At 61.3% G+C, this 19,629-nt stretch carries 18 protein-coding genes and 1 pseudogene; 8 read left to right on the plus strand and 11 right to left on the minus strand.

The window, feature by feature from the left end:
• Window positions 1-5: 5 nt before the first annotated feature.
• Genes fliI through fliE form a run of 5 tightly spaced genes read right to left on the minus strand, consistent with a single transcriptional unit; the run spans window position 6 to window position 5,146 of the window.
• The gene (gene fliI, locus ACQ4WL_RS08880) at window positions 6-1,316 is read right to left on the minus strand and encodes a flagellar protein export ATPase FliI (RefSeq protein WP_436509379.1); all 1,311 of its coding nucleotides are present in this window, start codon (window positions 1,314-1,316) and stop codon (window positions 6-8) included.
• A complete protein-coding gene (gene fliH / locus ACQ4WL_RS08885) occupies window positions 1,313-2,002 on the minus strand; it encodes a flagellar assembly protein FliH (RefSeq protein WP_152283210.1) in 690 nt (229 codons plus the stop codon). The genes fliI and fliH overlap by 4 nt, the downstream gene beginning before the upstream one ends.
• The gene (locus ACQ4WL_RS08890; protein WP_436509380.1) at window positions 1,999-3,039 is read right to left on the minus strand and encodes a flagellar motor switch protein FliG; all 1,041 of its coding nucleotides are present in this window, start codon (window positions 3,037-3,039) and stop codon (window positions 1,999-2,001) included. Before ACQ4WL_RS08890 ends, fliH begins: the two co-directional genes overlap by 4 nt.
• Window positions 3,017-4,747 (minus strand): flagellar basal-body MS-ring/collar protein FliF, encoded by a 1,731-nt coding sequence (gene fliF / locus ACQ4WL_RS08895; RefSeq protein ID WP_436509381.1) that lies wholly within the window; start codon window positions 4,745-4,747, stop codon window positions 3,017-3,019. The genes ACQ4WL_RS08890 and fliF overlap by 23 nt, the downstream gene beginning before the upstream one ends.
• Window positions 4,748-4,807: 60 nt before the next feature.
• Window positions 4,808-5,146 (minus strand): flagellar hook-basal body complex protein FliE, encoded by a 339-nt coding sequence (gene fliE, locus ACQ4WL_RS08900; protein WP_436509382.1) that lies wholly within the window; start codon window positions 5,144-5,146, stop codon window positions 4,808-4,810.
• A 542-nt stretch (window positions 5,147-5,688) separates the two neighbouring features.
• Between fliE and ACQ4WL_RS08905 the strand changes: the two genes are divergently transcribed.
• The 7 genes from ACQ4WL_RS08905 to ACQ4WL_RS08935 are packed head-to-tail and all read left to right on the plus strand — an operon-like array spanning window position 5,689 to window position 12,000.
• Window positions 5,689-6,564 carry a FliM/FliN family flagellar motor switch protein gene (locus tag ACQ4WL_RS08905; protein WP_436509383.1) on the plus strand — a complete coding sequence of 292 codons (876 nt, stop codon included), beginning with the start codon at window positions 5,689-5,691 and terminating at the stop codon, window positions 6,562-6,564.
• 1 nt (window position 6,565) lies between these two features.
• On the plus strand, window positions 6,566-6,931 hold the full coding sequence (locus ACQ4WL_RS08910) for a FliM/FliN family flagellar motor switch protein (RefSeq protein ID WP_034757866.1): 366 nt from the start codon (window positions 6,566-6,568) through the stop codon (window positions 6,929-6,931).
• The gene (gene fliP / locus ACQ4WL_RS08915) at window positions 6,928-7,698 is read left to right on the plus strand and encodes a flagellar type III secretion system pore protein FliP (protein WP_071077825.1); all 771 of its coding nucleotides are present in this window, start codon (window positions 6,928-6,930) and stop codon (window positions 7,696-7,698) included. Before ACQ4WL_RS08910 ends, fliP begins: the two co-directional genes overlap by 4 nt.
• A gap of 3 nt (window positions 7,699-7,701) precedes the next feature.
• Entirely contained in the window at window positions 7,702-7,974 is a 273-nt protein-coding gene (locus tag ACQ4WL_RS08920) for a flagellar biosynthetic protein FliQ (protein WP_034757874.1), read from the plus strand.
• A gap of 12 nt (window positions 7,975-7,986) precedes the next feature.
• Complete coding sequence (locus tag ACQ4WL_RS08925; RefSeq protein WP_436509384.1) at window positions 7,987-8,787, plus strand: flagellar biosynthetic protein FliR; 801 nt, start codon at window positions 7,987-7,989, stop codon at window positions 8,785-8,787.
• Window positions 8,777-9,916, plus strand: coding sequence for an EscU/YscU/HrcU family type III secretion system export apparatus switch protein (locus tag ACQ4WL_RS08930; protein WP_436509385.1), 1,140 nt, complete (start codon window positions 8,777-8,779; stop codon window positions 9,914-9,916). Before ACQ4WL_RS08925 ends, ACQ4WL_RS08930 begins: the two co-directional genes overlap by 11 nt.
• Entirely contained in the window at window positions 9,913-12,000 is a 2,088-nt protein-coding gene (locus ACQ4WL_RS08935; protein ID WP_436509386.1) for a flagellar biosynthesis protein FlhA, read from the plus strand. The genes ACQ4WL_RS08930 and ACQ4WL_RS08935 overlap by 4 nt, the downstream gene beginning before the upstream one ends.
• 53 nt (window positions 12,001-12,053) lie before the next feature.
• Here the strand turns inward: ACQ4WL_RS08935 and ACQ4WL_RS08940 are convergent, their stop codons facing one another.
• From ACQ4WL_RS08940 to ACQ4WL_RS08965, 6 genes and pseudogenes are all read right to left on the minus strand, one after another.
• A complete protein-coding gene (locus tag ACQ4WL_RS08940) occupies window positions 12,054-13,154 on the minus strand; it encodes a hypothetical protein (RefSeq protein WP_436509387.1) in 1,101 nt (366 codons plus the stop codon).
• Between the two features lie 56 nt (window positions 13,155-13,210).
• Window positions 13,211-14,089 carry a flagellin N-terminal helical domain-containing protein gene (locus tag ACQ4WL_RS08945; protein WP_436509388.1) on the minus strand — a complete coding sequence of 293 codons (879 nt, stop codon included), beginning with the start codon at window positions 14,087-14,089 and terminating at the stop codon, window positions 13,211-13,213.
• Window positions 14,090-14,262: 173 nt separating this feature from the next.
• Window positions 14,263-15,147, minus strand: coding sequence for a flagellin N-terminal helical domain-containing protein (locus ACQ4WL_RS08950; protein WP_436509389.1), 885 nt, complete (start codon window positions 15,145-15,147; stop codon window positions 14,263-14,265).
• Between the two features lie 391 nt (window positions 15,148-15,538).
• Window positions 15,539-16,563 (minus strand): annotated as a pseudogene (locus ACQ4WL_RS08955) (IS110 family RNA-guided transposase).
• Window positions 16,564-16,683: 120 nt separating this feature from the next.
• Entirely contained in the window at window positions 16,684-17,535 is an 852-nt protein-coding gene (locus ACQ4WL_RS08960; RefSeq protein ID WP_436509390.1) for a flagellin N-terminal helical domain-containing protein, read from the minus strand.
• A gap of 167 nt (window positions 17,536-17,702) precedes the next feature.
• The gene (locus ACQ4WL_RS08965) at window positions 17,703-18,554 is read right to left on the minus strand and encodes a flagellin N-terminal helical domain-containing protein (protein ID WP_436509391.1); all 852 of its coding nucleotides are present in this window, start codon (window positions 18,552-18,554) and stop codon (window positions 17,703-17,705) included.
• Window positions 18,555-18,905: 351 nt separating this feature from the next.
• Here ACQ4WL_RS08965 and ACQ4WL_RS08970 point away from each other — a divergent pair, with 351 nt between their 5' ends.
• Entirely contained in the window at window positions 18,906-19,565 is a 660-nt protein-coding gene (locus ACQ4WL_RS08970) for an acetyltransferase (protein ID WP_436509392.1), read from the plus strand.
• The last annotated feature ends 64 nt before the right edge of the window (window positions 19,566-19,629 follow it).

The raw sequence follows: 19,629 nt of genomic DNA on the forward strand, positions 1-19,629 counted from the left end.
TGCTCCTAGGCCATGATCTGTTCAAGTTGTGCTATGCACGGCCCCATCGGCGCCTCTTCCTTGGTGCCCTGGCACAGGAAGGCTTCGATGGGGGTGTGCAGCTGGACGGCGCGGTCGGTAATCGGGTCGGCGCCGGGTACGTAGGCGCCCAGCGGGATCAGGTCGCGCACGCGCGCATGGCGCGCCATCGACGCTTTCAGCGCGCGCGCCGCCTGCATGTGCTCGGGCGTGATCACTTGCGCCATGCAGCGGCTGATCGAGGCGGCGATGTCGATGGCGGGGTAGTGGCCCCGCTCGGCCAGTTCGCGCGTGAGCACGATGTGGCCGTCGAGAATCGCGCGCGCCGTGTCGACCACCGGGTCTTGCTGGTCGTCGCCTTCGGCCAAGACCGTATAGATGGCGCTCATGCTGCCGTCAGGGTGGGCACCATTGCCGGCGCTTTCCACCAGTTGCGGCAGGTTCGAAAAGACAGACGGCGGATAGCCGCGCGTGGCCGGCGGCTCGCCCAGGGCCAGCGCCACTTCGCGCAAGGCCATCGCATAGCGCGTCAGCGAGTCGACCAGCAGCAGCACATGCTTGCCCTGGTCACGGTAATGCGCGGCAATCGAGTGGCACAGCTCGGTGGCCATGATGCGCATCAACGGTGATTCATCGGCTGGCGCAATCACCAGCACCGCTTTCTTCAAGCCCTCGGCACCGAGCGACTTTTCGACGAATTCGCGCACTTCGCGGCCCCGTTCGCCGATTAGGCCGACGACGACGACATCGGCCACTGTCTGGCGCGTGATCAGGCCCAGCAGCACGCTTTTTCCCACGCCGGAACCGGCCATCAGGCCCACGCGCTGGCCCTTGCCCAGGGTCAGCATGCTGTTAATCGCCCGCACACCCACGTCCAGTGGCTCGACCACCGGTTGTTTCTTCAGCGGATTGATCTTCGGTGGCGTGACTTCCAGGATGTGTTCGCCACCGAGACGGCCCAGGTCATCGATCGGCTCGCCCAGGCCATTCACCATGCGGCCCAGCCACGACGGGCCGATCTGCAGGCTGGCCTTGTCGGGCAGGGGTAACACGCGCGCGCCGGTGGTCAGTCCTGTCGCCTTCTTGAACGGCATCAGGTAGGACAGTTTTTCGCGAAAACCCACGACTTGCGCATCGAGCCACTCGCCGCTCACAGTTTCAATTTGACAACGCTGGCCCGTGTGCAGGCGGCAGCCGGCGCTTTCCAGCAGCAAACCGGACGCGCCGACCAGGCGGCCGGTGGGTGTCGCGACCGGGATATCGCCGATCTCGAAGCTGCGCAGCGTGTCGGCGATCATGCAGGCGCGCCCTGGTCCGCGTGTTCGGCGGCCAGCGCCAGGTGGCTGCTGACCTGTTCCATGCAGGCCGACAGGCGCTGATGGCAGCCCGCGTCGACTTCATTGTCGCCCGCCTTGATGCGGCATTCGCCTGCGTCGAGCCTGGCGTCGGCGATCAGGTTCCAGCGCTTGGCGCGCTTCGGATCGAGTTCGCTGATGCGTTTCAGTTCTTCCGGATTGAGGAAGACATCGATTTCTTCGCGCGTGGGCGGCATCGAGGCCAGGGTCTCGTCGACCAGGGCCAGCAATTGCACCGGTTGCAGCGCCAGTTCGGCGCGAATCACCTGGCGCGCCACCTTGGCCACCAGGTCGACCACTTCCTTGCGCTGCGCTTCGCGATAATCGGCGCGCACCTTTTTCAGGTCGCGCAGGATAGCGTCGACGGGGCGCGCCAGGCGGTCCAGCGCCACCAGCGTTTCATTGCGGCCTTCTTCGCGGCCCTGCGCCATGCCATCGCTGCGTCCGGTGTCGTAGCCGTCCTGCTGGCCTTGCACCAGGCCCACTTCGTAGCCGTCGCGCTGGCCCTGCTCGAAACCTTCCGAGACGGATGCCTGCCACTGGCCATCCGTATCCTCGTTGGAGGCGCGCTGGCCGGCGGCGATGAATTGCGACAGGGGCGGGAAACGATACGAGCGGAAGTGTTTCATTCGATCACCGCTTCAGCAAACAATTGCACTTCGATCTCGCCCGCATCGGCGAGGCCCTTGACGGTGGCCATGATTTCCTGGCGCGTTTGTTCGATACGGGAGAGTGGCACGGGGCCGGAACGGCGCATCATGTCTTCGAAGCTTTGTGCCTGGCGGCGTGGCATGGTTTTCAGCACGGCGTCGCGGATAGCCGGTTCCGCGCCCTTCAGGGCGATGGCCCACTGTTCCATCGGCACGTCTTCCAGGATGCGCGTGAGCGTGACATCGCTCTGCGTGGACAGAATCAGGAAGTCGTACATGCTCAGTTCGATTTCCGAAACCACATCCGGGTCGTGTGCGCGCAGCAGCTCGACCAGCGCGGCGCGGTTGCCCGGCATGCGGTTGAGAATCTCGGCAGCCTGGCGGATGCCTTCCACGCTAGTGCTTTGCGTGTCGAGCGTGCCCAGGCAGCGGCCCACCAGTTCGTCGAGCTCGACCAGCAGGTCGCGGTCGATCTCGTCCAGGCGCGCCAGGTTCAGCAAGACCAGGTCGCGGCCTTCGACGGGCAGGGCATCGAGGATCTGGCCCGCCAGCGCGGGCGGCAAAAAGGCCAGGAACACGGCTTGCATCTGCACATGCTCGTTGACGATGTATTCGGCCAGCCATTTTGGCGAGGCCCACTGCAGGCGCGCCATTTTCGGACGGATGGCGTCGCCATAAATGTTGTTCAGCACACTATTCGCGATATCGCTACCCAGCGCCATGTCCAGCGAGCGTTTCAGGTAGCTGCGCGAGGCGCCGTGCACGCCGCTTTGCTGGCGGTAGTCGTCGAAGAAGGTCTGCATGGCCGCTTTCACGGACTCGACCTTGATGCCGCTCATGCGCGACATCACTTGCGTGACTTCCAGCAATTCTTCGCGCGACAGGCAGCGCAGCACGTTGGCTGCCTGCTCTTCGCCTATGCTCAGCAGCACGATGGCGGCTTGTTCCACGGGATTCAGGCTGACGCTTTCGTACTCAGCGCCGTCGGAGGAATTATTGTTGTTGAGTTCGGCCATTTTTCTGCATCCATTGTTTGACGACTTCGGCGACACGCTCGGGTTCTTTTTCAGCCAGCACTTTCAGGTGATCGACCATCACGTCGACCGCCGAGCCTGGTGGTGGCAAGTCATAGTTTTCCAGCAGGGGCACGACCGGCATGTTGCCAGCGCCGGCCTCGCCTTCGAGCGCCAGTGGGCTGCCATTCGCGCCCAGGGCTGGCGCGCCGGCGGCCGCTGCGCCATTCGCGCCGGCGCTGCTGCCGGCGCCCAGTGCCATGGCAGGATCGAGCTGTTTCAGTGCCGGTGGCGCCAGGCGCGTGGTTAGCAGGCGCAGCAGCGGACGCAGGATCAGGAAGTAGCCGAGCACGGCGCCCAGGGCGTACAGCAGCCAGCTGCTGAAATCGACGACGGTGTCGCGCTCTTCCCACCACTGCGCCACGGGCGGCTTGGCAGGGAAGGCCAGCGCCGTCAGGCTCAGGGTGTCGCCGCGCTGGGCGTTGATGCCCAGGCCGCTGTTGAGCATTTTTTCAATATTGCCCAGTTCGGCAGGTGTCCAGCCCGTTTTTGGATTCGGTGCGGCGGCGCTGTTGAGGACGACGGCCACGCTGAGTTTTTCCAGGCGGCCACGGCTGCGCTTGATCTGCGTGATGCTGCGGTCATACGCGTATTGGCGCGTGGTGGCGTTCTTGCGGGCCGTGCCATCGTCGGACGGCTTCGGTGCGCCATCGGCCGGTGCGGCGCCAGCGGCGTCGGCCGGTGCCGGCACGGCCGCTGCTGGCGGCCGGTTCGACAGGCTGCCGGGAATGCCGGCCACGGTGCGGTTGCGTTCCTGCTCTTCGCGCATCGCTTCGCTGGTCACTTTCGGGGCTTCGCCGTATTTTTCCAGCGTTTCGTCCACGCGGTCGTTATTCACGGCGGCCGTTACGCTGAGCTTGAAGTTGTCTTCGCCGATGACGGGTCCCAGCAAGCCCGTGACATTGCGGCGGATTTCATCCTGGAAACGTTTCGCACCTTCATTGCCGGCGGCCGAGGCGTCGAAACCGTCCGTCAGGTCGACGTGCGAGGACAGCAGGTTGCCGCCCTGGTCGACCAGGCTCACGCGCGTAGGCGCCAGGCTGGCGACGCTGCCGGCCACCATGTTGATGACGGCGGCGATCTGTTCCGGCGCCAGGGTGCGGCCCGGCTTCAGCGCCACCACCACGGAGGCGGACGATTTGTCGCCGTCGCTGGCGACAAACGAGGTCGACTTGGCAATCGACAGATGGACGCGCGCCGAAGCGATCGCGTCCATCGTCATGATGCTTTGCGCCAACTCGCCTTCCAGGCCGCGGCGGAAGCGCACGTCCTGCACGAATTGCGATACACCCAGCGGGTCATTCTTGTCCATCAGTTCCAGGCCTGCCGGCAGTTGCGCCGTCACGCCTTTTGAGGCGAGCAGCATGCGCACCTTGCCCAGCATGGCGTCGGGCACCAGCACCTGGCCGCTGTCCGGATGCAAACGGTAGGGAATGTGCTCGGCGTCCAGGGTTGCCATCATGTCCGTCACGGCCACTTTTTCGCGCGCGCCAAACACCGGCTTGTAGTTGGCCTGGTCGCGCCAGGCATACATGGTCACCATGGCGGTGATGCCGATGGCCAGCACGATGATGGGAACCAGGTTTTTCAGCAGGGCGGGCGGGATGGCGGGCTGGGCACCAAGGCGCCAGCGCGCAAATGCGGACTTCATGGGGGTAATCACTTGGGGTAACTTTCGCTGGGAGGCTGGGCGTGGATCAGGACGTGAAGATTACAGAGGCAACTTGATGAGCTCATCGACGGCGCCCATGACCTTGTTGCGCACTTGCATCAACATGGAGAAGGACAGGCTTGCTTCCTGGCTGGCCAGCATGGCGCCGACCATGTCGTCACTCTTGCCGCTGTCGACGTCGCTCATTTTCTGCGCGGCCATGCGGTCGTCGCCATTGACCTTGCCGATGGCGTCTTGCATGCTTTGCGCGAAGGAAAAGCCGGATTGTTCCGGCGCGCCGAACTGGGCGGCGGGCGCGATGCTGGTGCCCAGGGCGTGCGCGTCATTGCTCAGTGCTGCCAGATCGGCCTTGATCAGACCTGCGAGTTCGTTGCTCATCTTGCCCTCTACTTTCAATATGCGGTGACGTATCAATCAGAATTACTGGTGTTGCCAATCCGGCAGTCGTGCATGTGAATGCCATCCCGCCCGGCCCGATCCGCAGGACCCATCAGTTTTATCAGTTGCCACACCATCCGCTCAAGCAGAATCAAACAAACCCACGCCGACATGATTTACATGGCCATGACAACTAATATTTATCTGATAAAAGTTTCTGCTGGTGGCAATAAAACGGACTGAAAACTGCCATAAAAACCGGAATCAGGTAAGCGGAATGGCGCACTGCAAATCACTATTTTGTCGCTATAAGCTTACCTCGAGGCAACTATAAAGTAAAGAGAGGATTGGCTCAAGGAATATTGATACATGGCAATATTTAGCTTTTTCATGTATTGTTCAGCACCGTAGTCATCTAGCATGCGATACGATGTGCAATCGTTTGCTTGCGGACCTGTGGGGAAAGCCAAGATGATGCTGTATTTAATTTCGGGCGATCCGTATAATTTGTTCTGCCACCGCAATACCGACATGACCACTACATGACAATCATTACCAAGACAGATCAAACTGTGCGCCATCAAGTCCTCGATTCCTGTCTGCTTGGACGTCCTGTCCATTTGCTGCATGTATTCGGCGCCCAGCTGCGCGACGACCTGGCTGTGGCCCTGCGCCAACCTATGAGCCGCCGCTACTGGGGTAATTTCCAGATCGACGGCGTGACTTTGTCGCGCGTAGAAAACGAGGACAGCGTGAATCGCTGGCTGAGTTTTTCCACGCCGGCCGGCCAGTCGGGCTTTACGCTCGAACGGCAGATACTCTTGAGCGTGCTGAACTATCGCTACGGTAGTGCCGGCGCCAAGGGTGCGCTGCCCGATCCGGCGCAGGTGCGCGTGACGGCCACGGAAGAGCGTCTCGCTGTGGTGCTGGGACAACAGTTGGTGAACAGTTTGTTCTCCCGCGTCCACAAGAACCTGCAAACGCTGGGCAAGAGCAGCGACATCGACACCAGTGCCGAGGTCGCCGTGCAGTCCGGCGTGCACCCGCCGCGCGGCAGCTGGATCGTCACCGTGGCGCTCAGCGACGTCGCGGCAGGGCAGAGCGGCCACTTCTGGTTCTCGCTGGACAAGCGCCTGATGGTCGACGTGCTGCGCGGCCTGCTGCCCGAGCGCGCGCAAGCGAAGAAGGCGCTGCGCAGCGTGCGCCCGCTCGCTTCGCGCCTGCAAGTGACCCTGGAAGGCAGGCTGGTCAGCAAGCAGATGCAGCTGGGCGCCTTGTTCGACCTGCGCGTGGGTGACGTGATTCCCGTCAGCCTGAGCCGCACCGACGTCATGCTGGACGACTCCCGTTTATTTACCGCGGCTGTTTCCGAACACAAGGGCAAGCTCTGTTTAACCTCATTTGAAGATGTCGAATAATATGAATATCACCGATACCAACCAGAGCGAAACCCTGCTGGAAGACCTGGGCGATGACATGATCATCGACCAGGGCGACGTGTCCGACGTGGCCAGCACCCGCGCGCGCCGCGATATTCCGCAGATGATGCGCAAGATTCCCGTTACCCTGACGCTGGAAGTGGGTTCGGCCCGCATTTCGCTGGAAGAGCTGATGGCCATCGGCCCGGAAAGCGTGATCGAACTCGACATGCTGGCCGGCGAACCGCTGGTGATCAAGGTCAACGGCACGCCGATCGGCCGTGCCGAAGTGGTGGTGGCCGGCGAGAACTATGGCCTGAAAGTCATCGACCTCGACGGCCTCAATCTCGACCTGATGACAGCATGAAGCTGGCGGTCCCCGGTTTGAGCCGGCGCCGCGGCGCGCTGGCTGCCGCGCTGGCTGTCCCTGTTCTGATGCTGTGTTGCAGCGCCGCCGGGGCGCAGGATTTGTTGTCCGGCGTGGTGCCGGGCGCGAAGACCGACCTGTCGGTGAAGATGCAGATCCTCGTCGTCATGACCCTGCTCGGGCTGCTGCCCGTGATGGTCATGATGATGACCAGCTTTACCCGCTTCGTCATCGTGCTGTCCCTGCTGCGCCAGGCCCTGGGCCTGCAGCAGGGCTTGCCCAACCGCATCGTCACGGGCATCGCCCTGATCCTCACCTTGCTGGTCATGCGCCCCATCGGCGACCAGGTGTGGAAAGACGCGTTCGTGCCCTACGACCGCGACCAGATCGGCATGCAGGAAGCGCTGAAGATCGCCGAAGTGCCGATTTCGCGCTTCATGCTGGCGCAGACGAGCAAGGCTGCGCTGGCGCAGATCGCGCACCTGGCTGGCGAGCCGTCGAGCATGCGCCCGCAAGACCACAGTTTCACGGTCAAGCTGGCGGCGTTTGTGTTGTCCGAACTCAAGACGGCGTTCCAGATCGGCTGCATGCTGTTCATACCGTTCCTCATCATCGACCTGGTGGTGGCGTCCGTGCTGATGGCCATGGGCATGATGATGCTCTCGCCGCTGGTGATATCGTTGCCGTTCAAGCTGCTGCTGTTCGTGCTGGTCGACGGCTGGACCCTGACCGTCAACACTTTAGTTACCAGCATACAGGGCTATTGATCCATGTTTACGCCTGAAGTCGCCGTCGACCTGATCATCGAAGCGCTGCATGTCGTCATGCTGCTGGTGGTGATTCTGGTCGTGCCAGGTTTGCTCATGGGCCTGCTGGTCGCGCTGGTGCAGGCGGCCACCTCGATCAATGAACAGACCATGAGTTTCCTGCCGCGCCTGCTGGTCACCCTGTTGGCGCTGATCCTGGCCGGACGCTGGATGGCCGGTTACCTGATGGATTATTGCGTGTCCATTTTTCAGCGCGCGGCCACCCTGGTCGGATAGCGCCGCGCGCCCATGGATCAGATTTTCAATCAGGTGCTGCCGTTTCTGCTGGCCGTGTGGTGGCCGTTCTGCCGCATCCTGGCCATGCTCAGCGCCTCGCCCGTGATCGGCGACGCCATGGTGCCCGTCCCCGTGCGGGTGCTGCTGTCGCTGGTGCTGGCGATCCTGATGCTGCCCGTGATGCAGGCGTCGGGCATCTCGCAGGACTTGTTGAAAATCGATCCGTTTTCCCTGCACGCCGTCGTCGCCACCCTGGAGCAGGCCATCATCGGCTTCGTCCTCGGCCTGGCCTTCCACTTTGCCATGTCGGTCATGTCGGTGCTCGGTTACCTGGTGTCGAGCCAGGTGGGCTTTTCCATGGCCGTCATGAACGATCCGCTCAACGGCACCTCGTCGGACGTGATCACGGGTTTACTCACCATCATGTGCATGATCGTGTTTTTCGCCATCGACGGCCACCTCGTGCTGACGGGTGTGATAGGCGCCAGTTTCACGGCCTGGCCCGTAGGGCAGGGCTACGGACCGCTGCTGCTGCAGACGGTGGCCTATAACGTGGCGTGGATCTTCGCCGCCGCCATGCTGCTGGCCTTGCCCATCGTCTTTTCCACCATGGTGGTGCAACTGGGTTTCGGCTTTCTGAACCGCGTGGCGCCGTCGCTGAACCTGTTTTCACTGGGCTTTTCCATGATCACCATGTTCGGCCTGCTGATGCTGATACAGATCGTGCGCTTTATCCCGGAGCACTATATCGCCATGACCAACCGGGTGCTCGACATGCTCTCCGAACAGATGCGGGTGGCCCATGGCGGATAGCAGCACTGGCGACAAGACAGAGAAGGCGTCACAGCAAAAGCTGAAGAAATCGCGCCAGGAAGGACAGGTGGTGCGTTCGCGCGACCTGTCGACGGCGCTGGGCATCCTGATCAGCATGAAGGTCTTCATTTATCTGCTGCCGGGCTATCTGCAAAGCTTTCGCGAGCTGTTCGCCATGGCCTTCATGCCGCTCGACAGCAAGGGCGCGCTGGAAAATGCCATGTCGATGGCGTTTACGACGTCGGTGGGCTTGCTGATCAAGATGATCGTGCCGCTGTTTTGCGTGCCCCTGTTCGTCGTGCTCGGTTCCTTGATCCCCGGCGGCTGGGTCATCAGCACGAAGAACTGGATGCCGAAGATGGAGCGCCTGAGCCCGGCCAAGAACCTGGGCCGTCTGTTTGCGCCCAAGCATGGCTTTGAATTCGGCTTGTCCATCGCCAAGGCCGCCGTGCTGGGCATGGTGCTCGTGCATGTCAGCCGTTCCAGCCTGAGGCAGTATGTGGACTTGCAACACCGGCCGCTGCAGCAAGCCATGCTCGATGGTTCCGCGCTGATGCTCGACGGCTTGATGGCCCTCATTTCCGTCTTCGTCCTGTTTGCCATCATCGACGTGCCGGCGCAGGCGTTTTTCTTTGCCCGCAACCAGCGCATGAGCAAACAGGATGTCAAGGAAGAGCACAAGAGCAGCGAAGGCCGGCCCGAAGTGCGCCAGCGCATCCGCCAGCTGCAGCAGCAGATCGGCCGGCGCAGCGTGCGCAAGACTGTGCCCGACGCCGACGTGGTGATCGTCAATCCCGAGCATTACGCCGTCGCGCTGAAGTATGACCAGGACCGCGCCGAGGCGCCGTTTGTCGTTGCCAAGGGCGTCGACGAAATGGCGCTGTATATCCGGCAAGTGGCGAAGGAACACAATATTGAAACGCTGGAGTTGCCGCCGCTGGCACGCGCCATCTACAACACCAGCCAGGTGCAGCAGCAGATTCCCGTGCAGCTGTACCAGGCCGTGTCGCAGGTGCTCAACTACATACTGCAGCTGAAAGCATTCCGTACTGGGCAGCGTGCCGCCCAGCCCCCATTTCCCACCGAGGTGGTCGTGCCATCTCATTTGAGCGAGGTAGTACCTTCATGAATTTCCTGAACCGCGTGGTTGCCGAAATGCGCCGCCACAAGTTCGCCACGCCGCTGTTCCTGCTGGTGATCCTGGCGATGATCATCCTGCCGCTGCCGCCGGTGCTGCTCGATATCTTGTTCACTTTCAATATTGTGCTGGCTCTGATCGTCATTTTGGTCAGCGTGTCGGCCAAGCGGCCGCTCGATTTCTCCGTCTTCCCAACGGTGATCCTGGCCACCACCATGCTCAGGCTGACGTTGAACGTGGCGTCCACGCGCGTGGTGTTGCTGCACGGCCATACGGGCGCGGACGCGGCCGGTAAAGTGATCGAGGCGTTTGGTAACGTGGTGATCGGTGGTAACTTCGTCGTCGGTATCGTGGTTTTCGTGATCTTGATGATCATCAACTTCGCCGTCGTCACCAAGGGTGCCGAGCGCATCTCGGAAGTATCCGCGCGCTTTACCCTCGATGCCTTGCCAGGCAAGCAGATGGCCATCGATGCCGACCTGAACGCCGGCCTGATCAACCAGGAAAAAGCCCAGATCCGCCGCAAGGATGTGGCCGCTGAAGCCGATTTCTATGGCGCCATGGATGGCGCGTCGAAGTTCGTGCGCGGCGATGCCGTCGCCAGTATCCTGATCCTGATCATCAATATGGTCGGCGGTGTGGCCATCGGCTCGCTGATGCACGACCTGTCGTTTGGCGATGCTTTCCGTCAATATGCACTGCTGACCATCGGTGATGGCCTGGTGGCGCAGATTCCGGCGCTGCTGCTGTCGGCTGCGGCCGCCATTCTCGTCACCCGCATCAGCGATTCGGGCGACTTCGAACAGCAAGTGGCGGGCCAGGTACTGACTTCGCCAACGGTGATCTACAGCGCGTCCGGCATGATGGTGGCACTGGCCTTGATCCCGGGCATGCCGTGGTTCATGTTCATGACCTTTGCGGGCGTGCTGGCCTTCGTGGCCTGGCGCCTGACCAAGCGCGTGAAGGGGCCCGATGCGGCCGGCATGGCGGCCATCGAGGCGGCCTTGCGCGACGAGCGCCCGGCCGAACTGGAGTGGCAGCAACTGCCCGCCGTGCAGCCATTGATGGTGATGCTCGGCTATAAACTGGTCGGCATGGTGGATAAAACCCAAGGCGAACCCTTGACCAAGCGCGTCAAGGGTGTGCGCCAGAGTCTGTCCGAAGCCATGGGCTTACTGCTGCCGAACATCGGCGTGCGCGACGACCTGGCCCTGAAACCGTCGCAGTACGCGATCGTGCTGTCGGGCACCGTGGTGGCGCAGGCGGAAGTGCAGGCCGACCGCCTGATGGCGATCCCGTCACCGAACGTGTATGGCCAGCTCGATGGCATTCCCGGCATCGAACCGGCGTACGGCATGCCCGTCACCTGGATCGAACCGAGTGAAAAGGCGCATGCGCTGGGTCTCGGTTACCAGGTCATCGAGGCGCCCAGCGTGATCGCCACGCACTTGTCGAAGATGGTGCGCGAATACTTGCCGGAGCTGTTCCGCCACGAAGACGTCTCGAACATGATGGAACGCCTGACGGCCCTGTCGCCCAAGCTGGCCGGCGCGCTCGACAAGGCTCTGACGCACACGCAGCTGTTGCGCGTGTTCCGCGTCTTGCTGGCAGAAAACGTGTCACTGAAGGATATCGTGCCCATCGCTACCACCTTGCTCGACAGTTCGGAAACGACCAAGGACCCGATCCTGCTGGCGGCCGAAGTGCGCTGCGCGCTGCGGCGCCAGATCGTCAGCGGCCTGTTTGGCCAGAAGATGGAAATGCAGGCGTTTAACCTGGGTGGCGAGCTGGAAAATATGCTGCTCGGTTCGCTGAACCAGGCGCGCCAGTCGGGCAAGGTGACCCTGGATAATTACCCGATCGACCCGCATCTGCTGTCGCAGTTGCAGGTGAACATGCCGGTGGCGCGCGAGCAGATGAAACAGCAAGCCACGCCGCCGCTGCTGCTGGTGCTGCCGCAGATTCGTCCGCTGCTGGCCCGCTATGCGCGCCTGTTCGCACCGGGCCTGCATGTGCTGTCGTATAACGAAATCCCGGAAAACCGCGAAGTGAGCATTATCGGCACAGTGGGGTAAACGGTAGGATAAATAACAAAAACGGCGCTTCGGGCGCCGTTTTTTATGCAGCGTCAATCCTGCTCGTCGATGGGCGGCAACAGGTCGTGCTGCTGGCCATCGGCCAGCAGTAGCACGGTGCTGCCTTGCGCCGTTTCTTCTTCATCGCCATAGTCGTAACCGAGCGGCGCCGCCACTTCCTTCGAGACGATGATGGTTTCCTCTTCGGCTTGGGCCGGGGGAGCTGCGGGCGCGTCGGGATCGGCGGCCACTTCCGCTTCCGGCTGCGTCAGCAGCAGTGCCACTTCGGCCATGGCGCGGAACAGGGCCAGCGACAGCGCGGCGGCACCCGCCTGCATCGGGTAATTGCCGTGCACGCGCTGTGCATGCAACTGGCGGTTCAGGCGGCAGCGCACTACGCGCAGGCCGGCGCGCCGCACGGCGTCGGCGATCTCGGGCAGGGCCAGGCGCAAATGGCGCAATGCGGCTTCCTCGTCGGCAGCGAGCTCCAGCAGCACGCCGTCGCCGGCCGGTTCCATCTGGATCACGACCCGGCCGATACCGATGATGATCAGTTCGACGCGCAGCGCCACCTTGCCGCGCCGTCTGGGCGGGGCCTCCTCGTCCTCGTCGCTGGCCAGCACGCGCAGCAGCAGTCGCTGGCCGCCCCAGCCATACACGGCAAAGCGCCACGCTTCGCTGTCCACCGTCAGTGGCGGACGGGCGCCTTCGCGCAGCAGGGCAGGTTGCTGCTCGGCCATGAACAGATTGCCTGGCACGTGCTGGCCACGCGCCTGTTCCTGCAGGGCCGCATATTGCTCGCCATAGGTCTTGACCATCACGCGCCACGAGGCGGCCAGCTGCGCCGCGTCGGGCGGCTGCCAGACCAGCTGGCGCGTGAAGAACAGCTGATTAACCTGCATCGCGCTGCTGTCGCGCGGCATGGCGCCGCCCGTACCGTCGGCATTCGGCTTGATGAGGGACGCCAGGCTGTCCTGCCCCTTCTGCTGCAGCTGGGCGGGCAGGGTGCCGGCGTCGGGCGCGGGCGCCATGTAGGGGCCGATGGGCACCAGCGGCTGGACCACGCCCGGCACCATCGGCGTCGCGGGGCTGACGTCAAAGCGTTGGGTAATCAGGGGCACCGGGTTGCCCGATGAAATGCGGTCTATCGCCATGCCACTATGTCCGGAAGAGAGTCTATACGAGCGGGTGAATCAGGCTGCATCAGCTATCATGGCTGCAGCAGGGACAGTATCATTTTCTGCATGCTCTGGCTTTGCTTGAGCATGGCCGTGCTGGCTTGCAGCAGCATTTGCGCCGACACCATGTTGGCGCTTTCCGCCGCGTAGTCGACATCCATGATGCGGCCGATGGCGGCCTTGGTATTGGTGACCATATTGGCAAGGTTGCTGTGCACGTGGTCGAGGCGGTTGGCCGCCGCGCCCAGGGCCGAGCGCACGCCGCCGACCTGGTCGAGCGCCGCCGCGAGCTGGTCGATCATGCTGTTGGCGCCGCCATTCGTGCCGATTTCGCTGCCGGCCGTGCCGGTGGCGGCAAAGTTGGCCGAAATGGCTTGTAGTATCGTGTCCAGGCCGCCCATCTTGCCTGACACGTCGAACTTCATGGTTTCGCTGCTGCTGGCGCCGATCTGGAAGGTCATCGCCTCCGACAGCGTGCCCTTGCCGGCACTACCGTTGCCCAGCAACAGGCTGCCGCCATAGGTGGTATTCGTCATGACGTTGTACAGCTCGAGCCCCAGCGCATCGTATTCGGACTGCATGGCGTCGCGGTCGGTCTGGTTGGCCGAAGCGTCGGCCGCCTGCGTGGCCAGGTCTTTCATGCGTACCAGCATGTTGGTCACTTCGCCGAACGCGCCTTCGGCCGTCTGCAGCATCGAGGTGCTGTTCTGCGTATTGCGCATGGCCACCGTCATGCCGCTCACCTGGGCACTGAGGCGCGTGGCGATCTGCAGGCCCGCAGCGTCGTCCATGGCCGAGTTGATGCGAAAGCCGGTGGAGAGGCGCTGCATAGACGTCGATAGCCGCCTTTGCGCGCCGGCAGCGGCGTTCTGGGCGTACAGTGCGGCGATATTGGTGTGAATGCTCAGCACGTGGCGGCTCCGGTGGGCGGTGAGGGTGAAACGGGTCTACCTTGTATAGGCGACTGTGGCGCCGGCATTGTTAAATCGAAAGGCAATATAGTCAAATTAATACGTTTCGCACATAAAAAAAGCCAGACCGCAGTCTGGCTTGGCGTCGCTGGCCGCAAGCGGCCAGGCAAATATTATTGCAGCAAGGACATGACCATCGAGGACATGCTGTTGCTTTGTTTCAGCATCGCGGTGCCAGCTTGCAGCAGCATTTGCGACGAGGTCATGTTCGAGCTTTCGGTGGCGAAGTCAACGTCCATGATGCGGCCGGTAGCGGCCTTGGTGTTGGTGGCGATGTTCGACAGGTTGCTGTTGACGTGGTCGAGGCGGTTGGCGGCGGCGCCCAAAGCCGAACGGATGGTGCCGACCTTGCCAATGGCAGTGGACAGAGCGTCAATGGTAGTATTTGCTGCGCCCGCGCCCGTGAGTTCGGTGCCTACGGCGCCAGCAACAGCCTTGTAGTTGGTCGCCGAAAGACCGACCAGCAAGCCATCCAGTGCAAGCATGTCGGTTTGCACGGTGAAGTCCATGGTTTCCGACTTGGCGGCGCCGATCTGGAAGGTCATCTTGGTTTCCGACAGGGTGCCATTACCAGCCGTGCCTTTGCCCAGCAATTTTTCGCCGCCGAACGTGGTGTTCGTCATGACGTTGTACAGTTCCAGGCTCAGTGCATCGTATTCCGCTTGCATGGCGGTCTTGTCGGAGGCGTTCGACGATGCATCGGCAGCTTGCGTAGCCAGATCCTTCATGCGTACCAGCATGTTGGTCACTTCGCCAAACGCGCCTTCGGCCGTTTGCAGCAGCGAGGTGCTGTTTTGCGTATTGCTCATGGCAACGGTCATGCCGCTGGTCTGGGCTTTCAGGCGGGTGGCGATCTGCAGGCCGGCAGCGTCATCCATGGCCGAATTGATGCGGTAGCCGGTGCTCAGGCGGGTCATCGAAGTCGACAGTTGCGATTGTGTCTTGGCGATCGAGTTCTGTGCGGACAGCGATGCGTTGTTGGTGTGAAGGCTCAGCATTGTATTGCTCCTGGTAAATGAATTCGTCGAGCGGCAGGTAATTTCTTGCCCTCACCCCTACAAGGCGACATGGGCGCGCATTTAATTAAATTCCACATGGAAATTTTTTATCTGGCGCGCCGCCATGAAAAATCTATGGTCACCCTCCTTTTTGCAAGCTGATTTTGTATGATGTCAGTAGGCTCGCTTAAATCTGTCCGGCGTCTGATTGGAGAAAGTTCTCCGCGCCACGATGAGAGTCGCGCCTGTCGGTCCTGAAAAGCCCCTCGGCCTTGCATAGCCGATTTTTTTGCCAGGTTATCCATCAGGCCGGTGTGCCGTTCACGTCATCCAATGTCAGCAGTCGCAAAACCAGGTAGGTGTGCTGTAAAACAGTGAGTCTGGGAGGCCCTCATGTTGTCATGGGGGCCTCTTTTATTTCAAATTCGGTATGGTGGGCCGCGATGGCCCATGCCATGCGCGCCAGTTTGTTGGCCAGGGCGCACGCCACCACATTCGAGTGGCGACGCGTGAGCATGGAGCGGACCCATTGCGCCAGCTGTCCGCGTTGTCGCTCCAGTCTCTGCATGTAGGCCCGCGCGCACTGCACCAGCAGGCGCCGCAGATTCTTGTCGCCGCGCTTGCTGATGCCCAGCAACTTGTTTTTGCCGCCGGTACTGTACTGGCGTGGCACCAGCCCGACGGCGGCGGCGAAGTTACGGCCGCAGCGGTAGTGCTTGCCGTCACCGACTTCGGCGGCCAGCACGCTGGCGGTGATCGGTCCGATACCCGGTACCGTCATGAGCCGCTGGCCCAGATCATCTTCAGTGACTTGCCGGGTCAGGTCCTTCTCGATCTCGGCGATCTGCTGGTCGAGGTACTTGAAATGGCATACAGTCGCTCCAGCACTTGTACCAGCCGTGCTGGCAGGCGCTGTTCTGCCAGCACGGAAGGCAAGCGTTTGATCGCGGCGTGGCCGACGGGCAAGCTGATACCGAACTCCAGCAGAAAGCCGTGGATTTGGTTGCTCGCCTTGATACGCTCGCGTACCAGCGATTCGCGCACGCGGTGCAGTGCCGAAAGCGTCTGTTGAGCCTCGTTCTTGGGCGTGACAAAACGCATGGCGGGACGGCTGGCCGCCTCGCAAATTGCTTCGGCATCGATGAAGTCGTTCTTATTGCTCTTGACGAAGGGGCGCACGAACTGCGGCGAGATCAGCTTGGCCTCATGGCCAAAGCCGGCCAGTTGCCGGGCTATGAAGTGCGCTCCGGCACAGGCCTCCATGACGATGGTGCAGGGATGAAAAGTGGCGACAAACGCGATCAGTTGTGGGCGGCTGAACTTCTTGCGCAGCAGTGTTTTACCTTGGCGATCCTGTCCGTGGACATGAAAGCTGTGTTTGCCGAGATCGATGCCGATGAGCATAACGTTTTCCATGATGGCCTCCTTCAGAAATGAAAACACCCTATAAGTTTAGTAACTTATAGGGTGGAGGGTGGCCATCTCATTAGCCCCGGCAATCGCTTGCCGGGGCTTTGCTGGGTGAAGCGCCAGTGATTATTGCAGCAGGGACATGACCATCGAGGACATGCTGTTGCTTTGTTTCAGCATCGCTGTGCCGGCTTGCAGCAGCATTTGCGACGACGTCATGTTCGAGCTTTCCGTAGCGAAGTCAACGTCCATGATGCGGCCGGTAGCGGCCTTGGTGTTGGTGGCGATGTTCGACAGGTTGCTGTTGACGTGATCGAGGCGGTTGGCGGCGGCGCCCAGGGCGGAGCGTACAACGCTGATGCTTTCGATGGCCGACACCAGGCTGCCGATGGCCACGTTGGCGTTGGCGGTCAGTTCCGTGCCAACAGTAGCGGTGCTGTAGTTGGTAGCTGCCGAGCTCAAGGCAGAGCCGATGCTGCTCATGGCGGTGCTCAGATTGATGCTCATGGTTTCCGAGCTCGCAGCACCGATCTGGAAGGTCATGCTCTTGGAAACGGTGCCGCTGGCGAGCAGTGTTTCGCCACCAAAAGTGGTGTTTTTCATCACGTTCGACAATTCCAGACCCAGTGCATCATACTCTGCCTGCATGGCGGTTTTGTCGGAGCCGTTCGACGATGCATCGGCAGCTTGCGTGGCCAGATCCTTCATGCGTACCAGCATGTTGGTCACTTCGGCGAAGGCGCCTTCGGCCGTCTGCAGCATCGAGGTGCTGTTCTGGGTGTTGGCCATTGCGACCGTCATGCCGCTGGTCTGGGCTTTCAGGCGGGTGGCGATCTGCAGGCCTGCAGCGTCGTCCATGGCCGAATTGATGCGGTAGCCGGTGCTCAGGCGGGTCATCGAGGTCGACAGTTGCGATTGCGTCTTGGCGATCGAGTTCTGTGCGGACAGCGATGCATTGTTGGTATGAAGACTCAGCATGTGTTGCTCCTGTAAGGTAAATTCGTTGAGTGGCATTCTTGCCCTCAATAGTACAAGACGACCAGACAGGTTCCACTATTAAATTCTTTGTGGAAATTTTTTGTAACCATAAAAAAACCCCGGCAATCGCTTGCCGGGGCCTGTTCGTTCGCCTGTGGCGTTCGATCTTATTGCAGCAAGGACATGACCATCGAGGACATGCTGTTGCTTTGTTTCAGCATCGCGGTGCCAGCTTGCAGCAGCATTTGCGACGAGGTCATGTTCGAGCTTTCGGTAGCGAAGTCGACATCCATGATGCGGCCGGTAGCAGCCTTGGTGTTGGTGGCGATGTTCGACAGGTTGCTGTTGACGTGGTCAAGGCGGTTGGCGGCGGCGCCCAAGGCGGAGCGCACGGTGCTAACGCTCTCGATGGCAGACACCAGGCTGCCAATCGCCGCATTGGCAGCGCTTGTCAGTTCGGTACCGCCGGCTACGCCAGCGAAATTGGCGGTTGCCGATCCCAGGGCGGTGCTGATGGCGCTCATCCCTGCCGACAGATTGATGCTCATGGTTTCCGACTTTGCAGCGCCGATCTGGAACGTCATGGTACTGGAAAGCGTTCCGCCCTTCAGCAGTGGTTCGCCGCCGAAAGTGGTGTTGTTCATGACGTTTTTCAGTTCCAGGCCCAAGGCATCAAATTCCGCCTGCATGGCGGTTTTGTCGGAGCCGTTCGACGAAGCATCGGCAGCTTGCGTGGCCAGGTCTTTCATGCGTACCAGCATGTTGGTGACTTCACCGAACGCGCCTTCAGCCGTTTGCAGCAGCGAGGTGCTGTTTTGCGTATTGCTCATGGCAACGGTCATGCCGCTGGTCTGGGCTTTCAGGCGGGTGGCGATCTGCAGGCCGGCAGCGTCATCCATGGCCGAGTTGATGCGGTAGCCGGTGCTCAGGCGGGTCATCGAAGTCGACAGTTGCGATTGTGTCTTGGCGATCGAGTTCTGTGCGGACAGCGATGCGTTGTTGGTGTGAAGGCTCAGCATATGGTGCTCCTGTAAGGTAAATTCGTTGAGTGGCATTGTTGCCCTCATCAGTACAAGACGACCAGGCAGGTTTCATTATTAAATTCTTTGTGGAAATTTTTTACCGCCGCTCCAAAAAAATCTATGCCCCCTCTTTTTTGCAAGATGATTTTGTATGATGTCAGTCGGCTCGCTTCAATCTATCCGGAATCCGTCTGGAATGGTTTTCCGTACTGGACAAAGACGACTGTTATACTAGGTGCATTAAATTTATGCGAAGGCTCGGGCGCGCCGCTGGTGCGGCAATAGGGAGATGCTGCATACTGCCACGTATCGCAGAGATTGCACCAAGCCTGATTTTTTGATATGAAAATGAATATTGTAATTATTGGTTCGTCGGGCCACGCCAAGGTGGTCATCGATGTCGTCGAACGGCAAGGCGAGCACCACATCGTTGGCCTGATCGATGCCTTTCGGGCGCATGGGGAGGAAACCATGGGCTATCGCGTGCTGGGTGCCGAGACGGATTTGCCTGTACTGGCTGAACAGCATGCCTTGGGTGGCGTCCTGGTGGCGATCGGCGACAACCATGTGCGGGCAAGGGTGACAGCTGGCGTGGCCGCCTTGTGCCCGGACCTGCGGTTCATTACCGCCGTGCATCCGCAAGCCAGCGTGGCCAGGGGGGTGCGCATTGGCGCCGGCAGCGTGATGATGGCCGGTGCTGTAGTCAATCCGGGATGTGAAATGGGACCCGGCTGCATTGTCAATACGCGCGCATCGTTGGATCACGATAGCGTGATGGACGCTTTTTCCAGTCTGGCGCCGGCGGCCGCTACGGGCGGCAATTGTCATCTCGGCAGTTGCAGTGCCCTCGGTATGGGCGGCTTGTTGCTGCAGCGCCTGCGGATCGGAGCGCATAGCGTGGTCGGCGCTGGCGCCGTGGTGACGCGGAGCGTCCCCGATATGTGTGTCAGTTATGGCGCGCCTGCCAGGGTTATCCGCAGCCGTGTTGCCGGTGATAAATATTTGTAGGAAGGGCGTGGCCACCGGCCGCTGGCCGTGAAGTCAGGTGGCCGCATTTTCCGCCTCGGAGTAT

Source organism: Janthinobacterium kochi, assembly GCF_051380715.1.
In the GTDB taxonomy this organism is placed as follows: domain Bacteria; phylum Pseudomonadota; class Gammaproteobacteria; order Burkholderiales; family Burkholderiaceae_D; genus Janthinobacterium.

Bases quoted from the DNA above. Each gene is read 5' to 3' on its own strand.
- fliI (WP_436509379.1), bottom strand. From the start codon at position 1,316: ATGATCGCCGACACGCTGCGCAGCTTCGAGATCGGCGATATCCCGGTC.
- fliH (WP_152283210.1), bottom strand. From the start codon at position 2,002: ATGAAACACTTCCGCTCGTATCGTTTCCCGCCCCTGTCGCAATTCATC.
- ACQ4WL_RS08890 (WP_436509380.1), bottom strand. From the start codon at position 3,039: ATGGCCGAACTCAACAACAATAATTCCTCCGACGGCGCTGAGTACGAA.
- fliF (WP_436509381.1), bottom strand. From the start codon at position 4,747: ATGAAGTCCGCATTTGCGCGCTGGCGCCTTGGTGCCCAGCCCGCCATC.
- fliE (WP_436509382.1), bottom strand. From the start codon at position 5,146: ATGAGCAACGAACTCGCAGGTCTGATCAAGGCCGATCTGGCAGCACTG.
- ACQ4WL_RS08905 (WP_436509383.1), top strand. From the start codon at position 5,689: ATGACAATCATTACCAAGACAGATCAAACTGTGCGCCATCAAGTCCTC.
- ACQ4WL_RS08910 (WP_034757866.1), top strand. From the start codon at position 6,566: ATGAATATCACCGATACCAACCAGAGCGAAACCCTGCTGGAAGACCTG.
- fliP (WP_071077825.1), top strand. From the start codon at position 6,928: ATGAAGCTGGCGGTCCCCGGTTTGAGCCGGCGCCGCGGCGCGCTGGCT.
- ACQ4WL_RS08920 (WP_034757874.1), top strand. From the start codon at position 7,702: ATGTTTACGCCTGAAGTCGCCGTCGACCTGATCATCGAAGCGCTGCAT.
- ACQ4WL_RS08925 (WP_436509384.1), top strand. From the start codon at position 7,987: ATGGATCAGATTTTCAATCAGGTGCTGCCGTTTCTGCTGGCCGTGTGG.
- ACQ4WL_RS08930 (WP_436509385.1), top strand. From the start codon at position 8,777: ATGGCGGATAGCAGCACTGGCGACAAGACAGAGAAGGCGTCACAGCAA.
- ACQ4WL_RS08935 (WP_436509386.1), top strand. From the start codon at position 9,913: ATGAATTTCCTGAACCGCGTGGTTGCCGAAATGCGCCGCCACAAGTTC.
- ACQ4WL_RS08940 (WP_436509387.1), bottom strand. From the start codon at position 13,154: ATGGCGATAGACCGCATTTCATCGGGCAACCCGGTGCCCCTGATTACC.
- ACQ4WL_RS08950 (WP_436509389.1), bottom strand. From the start codon at position 15,147: ATGCTGAGCCTTCACACCAACAACGCATCGCTGTCCGCACAGAACTCG.
- ACQ4WL_RS08960 (WP_436509390.1), bottom strand. From the start codon at position 17,535: ATGCTGAGTCTTCATACCAACAATGCATCGCTGTCCGCACAGAACTCG.
- ACQ4WL_RS08965 (WP_436509391.1), bottom strand. From the start codon at position 18,554: ATGCTGAGCCTTCACACCAACAACGCATCGCTGTCCGCACAGAACTCG.
- ACQ4WL_RS08970 (WP_436509392.1), top strand. From the start codon at position 18,906: ATGAATATTGTAATTATTGGTTCGTCGGGCCACGCCAAGGTGGTCATC.